The 14,711-nt window shown below is 50.2% G+C and carries 13 protein-coding genes; 10 read left to right on the top strand and 3 right to left on the bottom strand.

Annotated elements, in window-relative coordinates; genetic code table 11:
• The first annotated feature begins 81 nt into the window (after positions 1-81).
• From alr to GC128_RS10325, 4 genes are all read left to right on the top strand, one after another.
• Complete coding sequence (gene alr, locus GC128_RS10340; protein WP_151994218.1) at positions 82-1,161, top strand: alanine racemase; 1,080 nt, start codon at positions 82-84, stop codon at positions 1,159-1,161.
• A 774-nt stretch (positions 1,162-1,935) separates the two neighbouring features.
• Entirely contained in the window at positions 1,936-3,129 is a 1,194-nt protein-coding gene (gene tyrB, locus GC128_RS10335; protein ID WP_151994217.1) for an aromatic amino acid transaminase, read from the top strand.
• Between the two features lie 170 nt (positions 3,130-3,299).
• A complete protein-coding gene (gene aphA / locus GC128_RS10330) occupies positions 3,300-4,013 on the top strand; it encodes an acid phosphatase AphA (protein WP_151994216.1) in 714 nt (237 codons plus the stop codon).
• 171 nt (positions 4,014-4,184) lie between these two features.
• Positions 4,185-4,538 carry an MmcQ/YjbR family DNA-binding protein gene (locus tag GC128_RS10325; protein ID WP_151994215.1) on the top strand — a complete coding sequence of 118 codons (354 nt, stop codon included), beginning with the start codon at positions 4,185-4,187 and terminating at the stop codon, positions 4,536-4,538.
• A 74-nt stretch (positions 4,539-4,612) separates the two neighbouring features.
• Here the strand turns inward: GC128_RS10325 and uvrA are convergent, their stop codons facing one another.
• A complete protein-coding gene (gene uvrA, locus GC128_RS10320; protein ID WP_151994214.1) occupies positions 4,613-7,444 on the bottom strand; it encodes an excinuclease ABC subunit UvrA in 2,832 nt (943 codons plus the stop codon).
• Between the two features lie 228 nt (positions 7,445-7,672).
• On the opposite strand from uvrA, the gene ssb1 reads away from it, so the two are divergent.
• From ssb1 to GC128_RS10305, 3 genes are all read left to right on the top strand, one after another.
• Positions 7,673-8,212, top strand: a complete 540-nt coding sequence (ssb1, locus tag GC128_RS10315) for a single-stranded DNA-binding protein SSB1 (protein ID WP_064515395.1) — start codon at positions 7,673-7,675, stop codon at positions 8,210-8,212.
• A gap of 200 nt (positions 8,213-8,412) precedes the next feature.
• Complete coding sequence (locus GC128_RS10310; protein ID WP_151994213.1) at positions 8,413-9,591, top strand: M20 aminoacylase family protein; 1,179 nt, start codon at positions 8,413-8,415, stop codon at positions 9,589-9,591.
• A gap of 14 nt (positions 9,592-9,605) precedes the next feature.
• On the top strand, positions 9,606-10,382 hold the full coding sequence (locus GC128_RS10305) for an ABC transporter substrate-binding protein (RefSeq protein ID WP_151994212.1): 777 nt from the start codon (positions 9,606-9,608) through the stop codon (positions 10,380-10,382).
• Between the two features lie 70 nt (positions 10,383-10,452).
• Here the strand turns inward: GC128_RS10305 and GC128_RS10300 are convergent, their stop codons facing one another.
• Together GC128_RS10300 and soxS are read right to left on the bottom strand one after the other, a co-directional pair.
• Positions 10,453-10,734 carry a YjcB family protein gene (locus GC128_RS10300; protein ID WP_064515401.1) on the bottom strand — a complete coding sequence of 94 codons (282 nt, stop codon included), beginning with the start codon at positions 10,732-10,734 and terminating at the stop codon, positions 10,453-10,455.
• 236 nt (positions 10,735-10,970) lie between these two features.
• A complete protein-coding gene (soxS, locus tag GC128_RS10295) occupies positions 10,971-11,294 on the bottom strand; it encodes a superoxide response transcriptional regulator SoxS (protein WP_064515404.1) in 324 nt (107 codons plus the stop codon).
• A gap of 78 nt (positions 11,295-11,372) precedes the next feature.
• Between soxS and soxR the strand changes: the two genes are divergently transcribed.
• From soxR to GC128_RS10280, 3 genes are all read left to right on the top strand, one after another.
• The gene (soxR, locus tag GC128_RS10290; RefSeq protein ID WP_064515406.1) at positions 11,373-11,831 is read left to right on the top strand and encodes a redox-sensitive transcriptional activator SoxR; all 459 of its coding nucleotides are present in this window, start codon (positions 11,373-11,375) and stop codon (positions 11,829-11,831) included.
• A 283-nt stretch (positions 11,832-12,114) separates the two neighbouring features.
• Positions 12,115-12,777: a glutathione S-transferase family protein gene (locus tag GC128_RS10285; protein ID WP_151994211.1), complete on the top strand. Its 663-nt coding sequence runs from the start codon at positions 12,115-12,117 to the stop codon at positions 12,775-12,777.
• A gap of 412 nt (positions 12,778-13,189) precedes the next feature.
• Complete coding sequence (locus GC128_RS10280) at positions 13,190-14,539, top strand: NCS2 family permease (protein ID WP_064515410.1); 1,350 nt, start codon at positions 13,190-13,192, stop codon at positions 14,537-14,539.
• Positions 14,540-14,711 lie beyond the last annotated feature (172 nt).

The following is a 14,711-nucleotide window of genomic DNA, read 5'->3' as shown; positions in this document are numbered from 1 at the left end:
TTGCCGCCTTCTTGCAGCCCGAATGATTTAGAGGATTTGGGCATTCCAATTCCATATACAAAAATTTCGCAAGGATCGAACATGCAAGCGGCAACCGTAAAAATTAACCGCCGCGCTCTGCGACACAACCTGCAACGCCTGCGCGAACTGGCTCCAGCCAGCCGTATGGTGGCGGTTGTGAAGGCAAACGCATATGGGCATGGTCTGCTGGAGACAGCCCAAACACTGACCGATGCTGATGCCTTCGGCGTGGCCCGTCTTGAGGAAGGTGTTCGCTTACGTGTCGGGGGCATCACTCAGCCCATTCTGCTGCTGGAAGGCTTCTTTAATGCAAGCGACCTTGCGACCATTGCCGAGCAAAATTTCCAGACTGCTATCCACTGCATCGAACAGCTTGAAGCACTGGAACAGGCTGAGTTAAGCCATCCGATTACCGTGTGGATGAAACTGGATACCGGCATGCATCGGTTGGGCATCTTGCCTGAAGAAGCTGAGGCGTTTTATCAGCGCCTTTCGCGCTGTAAAAACGTCAGCCAGCCGGTGAATATCGTCAGCCATTTTGCCCGTGCAGATGAACCAGAATCTGACGCCACACTGCGCCAGCTAGATATTTTCAATTCGTTTACCGCGGGCAAGCCTGGAGAGCGTTCTATTGGCGCATCCGGTGGCATCCTGTTGTGGCCAGACTCGCATATGGATTGGGTTCGTCCAGGCATTATCTTGTACGGTGTTTCTCCGTTGGAGCAACAATCGTGCGGCACAGATTTTGGTTGTCAGCCAGTGATGTCACTGACTTCCAGCCTGATTGCGGTGCGTGCGCACAAAGCGGGTGAAGCGGTCGGTTACGGTGGTACATGGATTGCTGAGCGCGATACTCGTCTGGGTGTGGTTGCTATTGGTTATGGTGATGGCTACCCGCGTGCAGCGCCTTCTGGCACCCCTGTGCTGGTGAATGGCCGTGAAGTGCCAATTGTCGGGCGTGTGGCGATGGACATGATTTGTGTCGATCTTGGCCCGCAGTCAGCAGATAAAGTGGGTGATAGCGTGGTGATGTGGGGAGATAGCCTGCCGGTTGAACGTATTGCTGAAATCACAAAAGTGAGTGCTTACGAACTTATCACGCGCCTGACTTCAAGGGTTGCGATGGAATATCTGGATTAATTTTCTTGTCTTCCCCCTCACCCTCGGGGCTGTCTCTTAGTCTCATCTTTTTAAGTAGGGAGACTGTTCCGTTCACCCGATGTTCCGTGTTTCATATAGCTACTGTACCGGTGAACGACTTAGGGTGGCCACCGTCGCCACCCTAAGAACCCGGACTCCCGGCAAATCAATCGCCGCAAGCGGTAAACACCGTTTTTCACCCAACATTCGCGGTCGTTCGCGACTCGTTCCCGACGATCGCTCACTCACGTGGCTCCCGGCCACGTGACCCCGACTGAAGGGTGAAAAACGGCGCGATTGAAGCCGGAACCGAAGGTCAACGTCAAAACCCAAAGGCAGCACCGAGCAGGTTTTGACCTTGTACCCGGTATAAATTGCCCCAGTGTTCCCCATAAATCAGGGTTGAGCTGCCGGGAGCAGCGAAAGAGAGCGATCCGCCGGGAGCGAGTCGCGAACGACCCTGATGTTGGGGATAAGCTGGGGTTTACCGCTCAGCGGCAATTTAATGACCGGGCGCCAGGATTATCAAGGAGAGGGCGTTCTCTCCTTGATACGTTCACCGTTTTCGGGAATGAAAGAGATAACTGAACGCACGGGTGAACGGAAAATCAACGAGGCTTAAAGATCTCACCCTGACAAGATTGCCTGAGTGAGTTGTGTATAAGAGACCGCCCTCAGGGAGAGGGGTGTTTCTAAGCACAAACCCCTCGATCTCGCCCCAACTTCCGGTTTACATTGGTTGTTCGCAACACTGTAAACCAGGAGAATCTCACCGTGTTTCAAAAAGTTGACGCCTATGCTGGCGACCCAATCCTTTCCCTTATGGAACGTTTCAAAGTTGATCCGCGTAGCGACAAGGTAAACCTCAGCATTGGTCTCTATTACGACGAAAATGGGGTTATCCCGCAATTACAGGCCGTTGCTCAAGCTGAAGAACGCCTGAATGCTACGCCGCATGGCGCATCGATTTACCTGCCGATGGAAGGTCTGAACAGCTACCGTAGCGCGATTGCTCCGCTGCTGTTTGGCGCAAATCATCCGGCGCTGCTCGAAGGACGTATTGCGACCATCCAAACACTGGGCGGCTCCGGTGCGTTAAAAGTCGGTGCAGACTTCCTGAAAACCTATTTCCCAAATTCGCAGGTGTGGGTCAGCGATCCTACCTGGGAAAACCATGTCGCTATCTTTGGTGGTGCGGGTTTTGAAGTGAATACCTACCCGTGGTTCGATACCGAAACCAACGGCGTGCGCTTCGAAGCATTGCTGGAAACCCTGCAAACGCTGCCTGCACAAAGTATTGTGTTGCTGCATCCGTGCTGTCATAACCCGACAGGTTCTGACCTGACGGATGCGCAATGGGATGTGGTGGTTGAAATTCTCAAGGCGCGCGAGCTGATTCCATTCCTTGATATTGCCTACCAGGGCTTTGGTGCGGGCATGGAAGAAGATGCTTATGCGATTCGCGCGATTGCCAGCGCCGGGCTGCCAGCGTTGGTCAGTAACTCATTCTCGAAGATTTTCTCTATGTATGGCGAGCGCGTGGGCGGCCTGTCTGTCGTTTGTGAAGATGCCGATGCCGCAAGTCGTGTGTTGGGACAGCTGAAAGCGACCGTGCGCCGTAACTACTCCAGCCCGCCAAACTTTGGTGCGCAAGTGGTATCGGCCGTATTGAATGACGAGCAGCTGAAAGCCAACTGGCTGGCAGAAGTTGAAACCATGCGTCGCCGTATTCTTGATATGCGCCAGGCATTGGTTTCTGTGCTGAAAGCAGAAATGCCGGAGCGTAACTTTGACTATCTGCTGCAACAACGTGGCATGTTCAGCTATACCGGTCTGAGCTCAGAACAGGTTGACCGTCTGCGTGATGAGTTTGGCGTGTATCTGATCGCCAGCGGGCGGATGTGTGTCGCAGGACTTAATAGCAATAACGTTCAGCGTGTGGCACAGGCTTTTGCAGCTGTAATGTAAGTACTTACTTACTTTTTATCTTAAAAAGGCGATGTGTGATCATCGCCTTTTTCTATGATAAATCTTGAAAAATTCCTTCCTCTGGCGCTTTCGCATCGGTATGGTCGAATTGATTTTTGACCATCTGTTCTGCTTTATCACCCTCACTAATCATAATTAAAGGGAAAATGATGCGTAAGCTAACTATGGCATTAAGTGCCGTTTGTTTGTTATTGGGATTGAACCAGTCTGTTGTTGCTAAGGAATCTGCACCCGTACCACTCAACCCTGGCGTAACCGTCGCGCAACTGGCGCAGCAAGTTCCGATTCACTGGGTTTCTGTCGCACAAATCGAAAACAGCCTGCTGGGCCGCGCGCCGATGGCGGTGGGCTTTGATATTGACGACACGGTGCTTTTCTCAAGCCCTGGCTTCTATCGCGGGCAAAAAGAGTTTTCTCCAGGCAAACAGGATTACCTGAAAAATCCTGAGTTCTGGGAAAAAATGAACAACGGCTGGGATGAGTTCAGCATGCCGAAAGAAGTGGCGAAAAACCTGATAGCCATGCACCTGAAACGCGGCGACAGCATTTACTTTGTGACTGGCCGCAGCCCGACCAAAACAGAAACCGTGACCCAAACGCTACAAAATGATTTCCTGATCCCGCAAGCCAGCGTTAACCCGGTTATTTTCGCGGGCGATCAGCCAGGCCAAAACACCAAGACACAATGGCTGAAAGATAAGAAAATCAAAGTGTTCTACGGTGACTCAGACGGGGATATCACTGCAGCTCAGGACGTAGGTGCGAGAGGTATTCGCCTGCTACGCGCTTCAAACTCCAGCTATCAGCCATTGCCAAAAGCAGGGGCATTTGGTGAAGAAGTGATTGTTAACTCTGAATATTAATCAATTATCTGTTCAAAAAAACGGTGGCATGCGAAAGCAAGCTGCCGTTTTTTTCATCAAAATTTCCCCGTTGAGTTTTACCTTTTGGCGAGTTGCTCGCACACTTAGAGATGCCTGCGCCTTAAACTGGCCAGCACATCGTTTTCACGGGAGTCTCTCAAGGGGAATAAAATGACCAATTCGGAGCTATTGCAGTACTGCATGAACAAACCCGGAGCGGAACAAACGGTTCATAGCGACTGGAAGGCCACACAAATAAAAGTGGCGGATGTAATGTATGCGATGGTGCATGACGTGGAAGCACGCCCGGCAGTGTCGTTAAAGGCAAGCCCGGCACTTGCCGACTTGTTACGTGAACAACATAGTGATGTGCATCCTAGCGCGCATTTGAACAAAGCGCACTGGAGCACGCTTTATCTGGATGGATCGCTTCCGGATTCGCAGATTTACTATCTGGTTGATGCCTCTTATCAGCAGGCATTATCGCTGCTGCCTCAGCAAACCAGGCAGCAGCTTTCTGACTGACTACTTCATACCCGTCATACTTCAAGTTGCATCAATGTTGGTGGCGTTCTCTTACCGCCTCGATGCCACTCGAATTATTTTGGGTCTAGCAAAGGTTTAAGGAAACGAGCGGTATGTGACGCTTCGCACTGCGCGACAGTTTCTGGTGTACCGGAAACGAGAATTTCGCCGCCGCCGCTACCGCCTTCTGGGCCAAGGTCAACAATCCAGTCTGCGGTTTTAATCACGTCCAGATTATGCTCGATAACCACAATGGTGTTGCCCTGGTCGCGCAACTGGTGCAGAACTTCCAGCAACTGCTGAATATCTGCAAAGTGCAGGCCAGTGGTTGGCTCATCAAGAATATACAGCGTTTGGCCGGTACCGCGTTTAGAAAGCTCACGTGCAAGTTTCACGCGCTGTGCTTCACCACCTGACAACGTCGTTGCTGACTGCCCCAAGCGAATGTAAGACAGGCCCACGTCGATTAACGTTTGCAGCTTACGCGCCAGCGCAGGTACGGCATCAAAGAACTCACGAGCATCTTCAATGGTCATATCCAACACTTCGTGGATGCTCTTGCCTTTGTACTTAACTTCCAGCGTTTCGCGGTTATAGCGTTTGCCTTTGCACTGGTCGCACGGCACGTAAATGTCCGGCAAGAAGTGCATTTCGACTTTGATCACGCCATCGCCCTGACAGGCTTCGCAACGCCCACCACGCACGTTAAAGCTGAAACGACCCGGCGTATAACCTCGTGCACGTGATTCAGGCACACCTGCAAACAGCTCACGCACAGGCGTAAACACGCCAGTGTAAGTCGCAGGGTTTGAACGAGGCGTACGGCCAATTGGGCTTTGGTCGATATCAATAACTTTGTCGAAATGCTCCAGACCATGAACTTCACGATAAGGCGCAGGTTCTGCAAGCGTCGCACCGTTCAATTGGGTTTGAGCAATAGGGAAAAGCGTATCGTTAATCAGCGTCGATTTCCCTGAACCGGAAACCCCGGTCACACAGGTAAACAAACCTACCGGCAGCGTCAGTGTCACATCTTTCAGGTTGTTGCCTTTCGCACCAACCAGTTTAAGTACTTTCTCTGGATCGGCAGGCACGCGGTTTTTCGGCACCACAATTCCACGTTTCCCGCTAAGGAACTGCCCGGTCAGGGATTCAGGCACATCCATGATGTCCTGCATGGAGCCTTCAGCAACCACTTGGCCACCATGCACACCAGCACCAGGACCGATATCGATAATATGGTCTGCGGCGCGGATAGCATCTTCATCGTGCTCAACCACAATCACGGTGTTACCGAGATCGCGCAGGTGAATCAAAGTTTCCAGTAGGCGCTCGTTATCACGCTGGTGCAGGCCGATAGAGGGTTCATCGAGCACATACATCACGCCGACAAGACCCGCACCAATCTGGCTTGCCAGACGAATACGTTGCGCTTCACCACCGGACAGCGTTTCAGCTGAACGTGATAGCGACAGATAATTCAGACCGACGTTCACCAGGAATTTCAGGCGGTCGCCAATCTCTTTCAGCACTTTCTCAGCAATTTGCGCACGCTGGCCGCTGAGTTTCATGTTCTGGAAGAATTCCATCGCATGGCCGATGCTCATGTCTGAAATAGTTGGCAGCGGCGTGTTTTCGACAAACACATGGCGAGCTTCACGACGCAGGCGTGTACCTTCACAGCTTGCGCATGAACGGTTGCTGATAAATTTCGCCAGTTCTTCACGCACCGCAGAAGATTCAGTCTCTTTGTAGCGACGCTCCATATTATGCAGAACGCCTTCGAACGGATGGCGGCGCACCGAGGTGTCGCCACGGTCATTTATATATTTGAACTCAATGCTTTCTTTACCGGAGCCGTTAAGCACCACGCTTTTCACGCTGGCTGTCAGTTCGTTCCACGGCGTTTCGATATCGAATTTGTAATGCTCCGCAAGCGAACGCATCATCGTGAAGTAATAGAAGTTACGGCGATCCCAGCCACGAATTGCGCCGCCAGCAAGTGAAAGCTCACCGTTTTGCACAACACGATCTGGGTCGAAATATTGCTGCACGCCAAGCCCGTCACAGGTTGGGCAGGCACCGGCCGGGTTGTTGAACGAGAACAGACGAGGTTCCAGCTCACGCATGCTATAGCCACAAATTGGGCAGGCAAAGTTTGCCGAGAACAGCAATTCTTCAGCTTTTTCGTCGTCCATATCGGCGACAACAGCAGAACCGCCAGATAAATCCAGCGCTGTCTCAAATGATTCGGCCAGACGTTGTGCTAAATCCTCACGGACTTTAAAACGGTCAACCACCACTTCGATGGTGTGTTTCTTTTGCAGCTCAAGTTTTGGTGGGTCGGAAAGATCGCATACTTCGCCGTCGATCCTTGCGCGGATATAACCCTGGCTTGCCAGGTTTTCCAGCGTTTTGCTGTGCTCGCCTTTTCTATCTTTAATGATTGGCGCAAGCAGCATCAGGCGCCTGCCTTCCGGCTGAGCTAAAACGTTATCGACCATCTGACTCACGGTTTGCGCCGCAAGAGTAACATTGTGATCCGGGCAACGCGGCTCACCTACGCGGGCATATAGCAGGCGCAGGTAGTCATGAATTTCAGTGATAGTGCCGACGGTTGAACGCGGGTTGTGCGAGGTAGATTTCTGCTCGATAGAAATCGCAGGCGACAAGCCTTCAATGTGGTCGACATCAGGCTTTTCCATCAACGACAGGAACTGACGCGCATAGGCGGAGAGGGACTCAACGTAACGACGTTGCCCCTCGGCGTATAAGGTGTCGAAAGCCAGTGAGGATTTGCCAGAACCCGAAAGCCCAGTCACGACAATCAGCTTGTCGCGTGGAATGTCGAGGTTAATATTTTTGAGATTGTGGGTGCGGGCGCCCCGAACTTCGATCTTATCCATTCACCTTTCCCGGTTTAAACGCTCTTTGCCAGGCCGCACTGGAGGCCGCCGACGATCACAAACGGCTAATTATGACACAATAAAACCTGAATGGATATCCAGTGCTTTAATGCAATAATGTATATCCTACCGAGATTCTGGAATGCATCCCGCAGCTATAAAGATTAGGGGTGGCGTGGTAGAATCGAGGGTTTACACTACTTATTAAACGTTTCAGGAGACACGATCATGGCCAGCAGAGGCGTAAACAAGGTGATTCTCGTCGGGAATCTGGGTCAAGACCCGGAAGTACGCTACATGCCAAATGGTGGCGCAGTTGCCAACATTACTCTGGCCACGTCAGAGTCCTGGCGCGATAAGCAAACCGGCGAAACCAAAGAAAAAACTGAATGGCACCGTGTAGTGCTGTTTGGCAAACTGGCAGAAGTAGCAGGCGAATACCTGCGTAAAGGCTCCCAGGTTTATATCGAAGGTGCATTGCAAACTCGTAAATGGACTGACCAGGCTGGTGTTGAAAAGTACACTACCGAAATCGTGGTTAACGTTGGCGGCACCATGCAAATGCTGGGTGGACGTGCAGCGGGTGGTGCTCCTGCTGGCGGCGGTGCTCCAGGCCAGCAGCAAGGTGGTTGGGGTCAGCCTCAGCAACCGCAGCAGGGTGGTAACCAGTTCAGCGGCGGCGCGCAACAATCTCGCCCGCAGCAGAGCGCTCCGGCACCATCTAACAATGAACCACCAATGGATTTCGATGACGATATTCCATTCTGATAATGGTTCTGGCATTTAGAATTAACAAAAACCCCGCTTGCGGGGTTTTTTGTTTTTAACGTGAATAAAATGACATTGGCGAGTTATTAATAATCTGAATGTATTACTCCACGTCATAAGTATTCCTGCTTGCATTAAAACGTTATCCAGCTAAGTTGTTTATGCAAACACAAACACTTATAACTCCACCGGAGCGCAGCATGACGGATTTCGTTATTCCAGAAATAAAAGCATCAGAAGATGAGATGATTGCAATACGTCATTATCTGCATGCAAACCCAGAATTAAGTCTGGAAGAGTTTAAAACCAGTGATTTAGTAGCAAAGCAACTTGAATCCTGGGGATATAAAGTCACACGAGGAATTGGCACTACTGGTGTTGTGGGTTCTTTGAAAAAAGGGGATTCGAATAAATCTATTGGCCTGCGTGCTGATATGGATGCATTACCTATTTTTGAAGAAACCAATTTACCCTGGGCCAGTACAGTGCCTGGCAAAATGCATGCCTGCGGGCATGATGGCCACACCACCATCTTATTATCTGCAGCGAAATATATTGCCTCAAATGCCTGCGAATTTAATGGCACTGTGCATCTCATTTTCCAGCCTGCCGAAGAAGCGATTGGCGGTGCAGATTTAATGATTAAAGACGGACTATTCGACCGCTTCCCCTGCGACCGAGTTTTTGCCCTCCACAATATGCCTGGCTTGCCGACAGGAAAACTCGGGTTCTATTCAGGCAATTTTATGGCCTCGGCGGATACGGTAAAAATTACCATCAAAGGTTACGGCGGTCACGGCGCTTATCCACATCGTACTGTCGACCCAATCGTCACTGGGGCTGCGTTAATTACCGCGCTGCAAACCATAGTTTCTCGTAATGTCACGCCGGGTGAAACCGCGATTGTTACCGTGGGAACATTCCAGTCGGGCATTGCTTCCAACGTTATTCCAGACACTGCGGTGATGGAATTAACCGTGCGCGCGATGAAGCCGGAGATCCGCGATCTGCTGATTAAACGAATTGAAGAGTTAGCAGATTTTACCGCTAAAAGCTTTGGCGCAAGTTGTGAAGTGGAAGTCTACGACTCCTATCCGGTGCTAATTAACGATGATGAGCAAACGGCGTTTGCCCGAGAGCTGGCCGTTGAGTTCTTTGGTAAAGATGCGGTGCTTGATAAGGTTCTCCCTTCGACCGGCAGCGAAGATTTTGCTTTTATGCTGCAAGAGCGTCCGGGCAGTTATTTCCTGTTAGGGAACGGAGAGAAGGGCGATAAGGGTGGCTGTATGGTACATAACCCTGGGTATGACTTTAATGATGACATTATTTCTACCGGCGCCTCATTCTTTTCCCGCTTAGTCCAAACTTATTGTCGTTAACTGCCGGAGCTAATATGAAAAAATATATACTGCCATTAATTGCTCTGCTGGCGACGACTTCGGCATTAGCAAATAATTTTAAAGAAATCCGTTTTGGTGTGGACCCGACATTTGCCCCTTTTGAATCAAAAGACGCTAATGGCAAGGTGGTCGGCTTTGATATTGATTTAGGAAATGCTATTTGCGAAAAACTCCAGGCGAAATGCGTTTGGGTAGAGAATAATTTCGATGCGATTATTCCTGCGCTGCAAGCCAGAAAGTTTGATGCCATTCTTTCCGGGATGTATATGACGGAAAAACGAAAAGAGCAGGTCGCCTTTACCGATAAAATTTATAACGGCCCAGTATTTCTGGTCGCACATAAAAATACCAACATCAAACCTGAGCTTGAACAGTTAAAAGGTAAAACGATTGGTGTTGAGCAAGGATCTGCTCAGGAAGCCTATGCCAATAAAAACTGGCGTAATTCTGGCGTAAATGTCGTTGCTTATCAGGGGGCTGATTTGGTCGTTCAGGATTTAGAATCCGGGCGTATTGATGGTGCTGTGCTGTCTGGTGTAATGGCGGAATACAGTTTCCTGAATAAACCGCAGGGTAAAGATTTTGCCATGATAGGCGGAGCGTTGCAGGACCCTGAACTATTCGGTGCCGGTGCAGCAATTGGTTTGCGAAAGGATGATACCGAACTACGTGAAGCGCTCAATGGAGCGATAAGCCAGATTATTGCGGATGGAACGTATAAAAAGCTCGCCTCGAAATACTTTAGTTTCGACATTTATTCCGGGACGTAATGTGTAGCGGCTTGCCAGTAAAACAAAAACGGCCTCGCAATGAGGCCGTTATCAATTCTAATCCTGGCAATCAGGTCAGCACCATTGGCCATTCTGGCGGTGCATGGCTTGAGATCTCAATCATGATGTCTTTAAAGGATGCCCAAATCACCGGGAAGTCGGCCAGATTTAAACCCAATAAACCGGTCGCAAACCACAAAGCAGAAGCGATTCCCAGCAAGCTGCTGACGATTGCCAAAAACGTATAGTCGGATTTGCGAAACTGGATGTTCAACGTGCTGGCTAAAAACATCAAAACCGCACTGACTAAAGGCCAGCGCATCAGTAAAACGCTGGTGGTAATTGCCGCCATGAAAACTGTTCCTTAAGCATAACTCATTACGCTCAACGGTTAGCGCGACACAAGGCGCTGCAAATACAGCTCAGGGACCGTCAGGGAGAATGAGTGGGTACAGAAAATGTAAGAAGAATCCTGTCTCACAGGATTTGTGAACTATATCACATTTGTTCTTTTAATCGCCAGTTCTGCGGCGCATTTTCTGACCCATCTTATCGGGCTGTCAGGCAACAACTCTTCCACGAACTATATCAGGCGTGGTGGCGATAATCGGTTGGTGTACGGTCAAACTCACGACGGAAAACACGTGAAAATGTCTGCTGGGAGACATAACCGTAGTCCATCGCAATATCAAAAATCGGGCGCTGGGTATTTCGAAGCTCTCTGGCCGCCATCAACAAACGGCGCTGGCGAATGTATTCACCTAACGTCTGGCGCTTCACGGTACGGAACATTCGCTGAAGATACCATTTTGAATAGCCTGATTTTTTTGCCACAACATCAATGTTCAGCGGCTGATCAATGTGATCGTCAATCCATTCAGTCAAAGTTTGAATAATGTCCTGGTGTGCCATAAGCCATCCTGATTACGATTAGCCGGTTTTGTTGGCAGCGAGTATAATTCCTCAAGTTAACTTGAGGTAAAGAGCATTATGGAAAAGAAATTACCGCGCTTTAAACCCTTACTCAGTCCTGGCGAAGTGGCGAAGCGTAGCGGCGTGGCCGTTTCGGCTTTGCACTTCTACGAGAGCAAAGGGCTTATCAAAAGCAGACGAAACAGCGGAAACCAGCGTCGTTACACGCGTGATGTGCTGCGAAACGTTGCCATTATTAAAATCGCCCAGCGAATCGGCATTCCGTTAGCGACCATCGGTGAAGAGTTTGGGGTGCTGCCAGACGGGCATAAAATTAATAAGAACGACTGGAAAAAGATGTCGTCGCAATGGCGCGAAGAACTGGACCGGCGCATCAATATGCTGACTGCACTGCGCGATGAACTTGATGGCTGCATTGGCTGTGGTTGTTTATCGGGTGCTGACTGCCCGCTGCGAAACCCTGGCGATAAACTCGGTGAAGAGGGGACGGGTGCTCGTTTGCTTGAAGATGATTAACCTCAATAGCAGGCAAAACTAAAGCGCCCAACTTCGGCGCTTTAGTTTATTCCCGGTCTTTGTCTTTCGATCTATCCCGCTTTTCGCAAGGAGGGTTTCCCCCGACATCAGCGTCCCTCAATCACACATTCTCAGGAGGTTCCGGATTGCACTGACAACTTAATTGTAGTTCTGCTCAGCGAGGTTTCAAGGTGATTTTGAATGTTTTTTGAACGATTTTAATGCTTCACTCTTTGCACATTTACCTATAGTTAACTCATCTTGCTAAACAAAAGGTTACCTTATGCTTATCGTCCATCATCTCAATAACTCCCGCTCGCAGCGCATTTTATGGATGCTCGAAGAGCTACAGGTGCCGTACCAGATTGTTCGCTACGAGCGCGAACCAACCATGCTGGCACCCGCGTCGTTAAAAGCCGTGCACCCATTAGGTAAGTCACCGGTGGTGGAAGATAATGGCAACATCCTCGCGGAGTCGGGGGCGATCATTGAATACCTGCAAGAAACGTATGACGCCGAAAGCCGCCTCAAACCGATTACCAACGAAGACAAACTCCGTTACCGCTTTTGGCTGCATTACGCCGAAGGGTCGTTAATGCCTTTATTAATGATGAAGCTGGTATTTGGCAGCCTGGGCAAAGCGCCGGTGCCGTGGTTACTGCGTCCGGTGGGAAATTTATTAGGGCAGGGTGTGCAAAAAGCGTATCTCAATAAACAGATTTTGACGCATGCGCGTTATCTCGAAGATTGCCTGCAACAAACGCCGTGGTTTGCCGGACAAGCGCTAAGTGCCGCAGATATTCAGATGAGTTTCCCTGTTATCGCTTTATTATCTCGCGGCGGTATAAACGATCTGCCGAATTTACAAAACTGGTATAACCAAATCCAAATCCGTCCGGCCTGGCAGAGAGCCATTCAGCAGGGCGGCCCGTTCGAAATACCTTAAGTGCAGGTATCGAAAAATCCTATGAGCCAGGAAAATGCATTCCCCGTATCTTGCATCATTGTTGCTAAATTGCGCATCGACGATAACGTTTGCGCACGAGGTGGCGATATTTTGACCGGCTAATGCCTTTTTCGACAAAAAGCGGCAAAGTTCGGTTGAAAATCCATGTAAGAAGGCCGGATAATCGTTTGCCTTAATTTTGACGCCTAGTTTGTATGCGCGGAGTTAAACGTTTGCTTTTTTTGTGGCGCCCCTTTTTTGTCACAAACGCAGTATAGGGATCTACTCAACTTATTCGCGTTAACGGGAAAGTCCGTAACCCGAAAAATGAAGAGTATGAACGTTTAATTAGCAGTGGATTGTCCACCACGCATACCAACGTAATCATAAAAATCTCAGGGGATTTTTCACTATGTCTAATCATTCTCCGCGTGCAACCAGCGGCATTGACGCCTGGTTCAAAATATCTGCACGTGGCAGCACCGTTCGTCAGGAAGTTGTAGCGGGTTTAACCACCTTCCTCGCGATGGTGTACTCCGTGATCGTCGTACCGGGCATGCTCGGTAAAGCAGGTTTCCCGCCTGCGGCGGTCTTTGTGGCAACTTGCCTGGTAGCCGGTGTTGGCTCTCTTGTCATGGGCCTTTGGGCGAACCTGCCGCTGGCAATCGGTTGTGCCATTTCACTGACTGCGTTTACTGCATTCAGCCTGGTGCTCGGCCAACACATCAGCGTTCCGGTTGCTTTAGGCGCCGTGTTCCTGATGGGTGTGTTGTTCACCATCATCTCTGCAACCGGTATTCGTAGCTGGATTTTGCGTAACTTACCGATGGGTGTTGCGCATGGTACTGGTATCGGTATCGGCCTGTTCCTGCTGCTGATTGCCGCAAACGGTGTCGGCCTGGTAATTAAAAACCCACTTGATGGCTTGCCAGTTGCGCTCGGTCATTTCGACAGCTTCCCGGTTATTATGTCGCTGATTGGCCTTGCGGTGATCATCGGTCTGGAAAAACTGAAAGTCCCTGGCGGCATTCTGCTGACCATCATCGGTATTTCTGTTTTCGGCCTGATTTTTGACCCAAGCGTTCATTTCTCTGGCATTTTCGCTATGCCTTCGCTGAAAGATGAAGCGGGCAACTCGCTGATCGGTAGCCTGGATATCATGGGCGCGTTGAACCCGGTGGTGTTGCCAAGCGTTCTGGCGTTGGTAATGACTGCGGTATTCGATGCAACCGGCACTATCCGCGCCGTTGCGGGTCAGGCAAATCTGCTGGATAAAGACGGTCAAATCATCGATGGCGGCAAAGCGCTGACTACCGACTCCCTGAGCTCCGTTTTCTCAGGCCTGGTGGGTGCGGCTCCTGCTGCGGTTTACATCGAATCTGCGGCAGGTACTGCTGCAGGTGGTAAAACCGGCCTGACGGCAATCACCGTTGGCGTGCTGTTCCTGCTGATTCTATTCCTCTCGCCGCTCTCTTATCTGGTTCCAGCATACGCAACCGCTCCGGCGCTGATGTATGTCGGTTTGCTGATGCTGAGCAACGTGGGCAAAATCGATTTTGAAGATTTCGTTGATGCCATGGCGGGCTTGATTACTGCGGTATTTATCGTGCTGACCTGTAACATCGTTACCGGCATCATGATTGGTTTCGCAACTCTGGTGATTGGTCGTATCGTCTCTGGTGAGTGGCGTAAGCTGAATATCGGTACAGTCGTGATTGCTATTGCATTGGTCGCATTCTACGCAGGCGGCTGGGCAATTTAATTTTACTCGTCATACTTCAAGCTGCAGGGTTGTTGGCTGCACTCGCGAACCCCAGTCACTTACTTTAGTAAGCTCCTGGGGATTCGCTCCTTTGCCGCCTACCTGTAACTTGAATTATTTTGATTAAAAAGTTTTCAGAATATCCCTCCCGAACACCTCAAATCTTTTCCTG

Source organism: Buttiauxella massiliensis (genome assembly GCF_902500225.1).
In the GTDB taxonomy this organism is placed as follows: Bacteria; Pseudomonadota; Gammaproteobacteria; order Enterobacterales; family Enterobacteriaceae; genus Buttiauxella; species Buttiauxella massiliensis.
The sequence above is the reverse complement of the archived record's forward strand: the minus strand, read 5'-3'. Positions and strand labels throughout refer to the sequence as shown.

Coding starts and splice junctions, on each gene's coding strand:
- alr (WP_151994218.1), top strand. CDS start 82: ATGCAAGCGGCAACCGTAAAAATTAACCGCCGCGCTCTGCGACACAAC.
- aphA (WP_151994216.1), top strand. CDS start 3,300: ATGCGTAAGCTAACTATGGCATTAAGTGCCGTTTGTTTGTTATTGGGA.
- GC128_RS10325 (WP_151994215.1), top strand. CDS start 4,185: ATGACCAATTCGGAGCTATTGCAGTACTGCATGAACAAACCCGGAGCG.
- uvrA (WP_151994214.1), bottom strand. CDS start 7,444: ATGGATAAGATCGAAGTTCGGGGCGCCCGCACCCACAATCTCAAAAAT.
- ssb1 (WP_064515395.1), top strand. CDS start 7,673: ATGGCCAGCAGAGGCGTAAACAAGGTGATTCTCGTCGGGAATCTGGGT.
- GC128_RS10310 (WP_151994213.1), top strand. CDS start 8,413: ATGACGGATTTCGTTATTCCAGAAATAAAAGCATCAGAAGATGAGATG.
- GC128_RS10305 (WP_151994212.1), top strand. CDS start 9,606: ATGAAAAAATATATACTGCCATTAATTGCTCTGCTGGCGACGACTTCG.
- GC128_RS10300 (WP_064515401.1), bottom strand. CDS start 10,734: ATGGCGGCAATTACCACCAGCGTTTTACTGATGCGCTGGCCTTTAGTC.
- soxS (WP_064515404.1), bottom strand. CDS start 11,294: ATGGCACACCAGGACATTATTCAAACTTTGACTGAATGGATTGACGAT.
- soxR (WP_064515406.1), top strand. CDS start 11,373: ATGGAAAAGAAATTACCGCGCTTTAAACCCTTACTCAGTCCTGGCGAA.
- GC128_RS10285 (WP_151994211.1), top strand. CDS start 12,115: ATGCTTATCGTCCATCATCTCAATAACTCCCGCTCGCAGCGCATTTTA.
- GC128_RS10280 (WP_064515410.1), top strand. CDS start 13,190: ATGTCTAATCATTCTCCGCGTGCAACCAGCGGCATTGACGCCTGGTTC.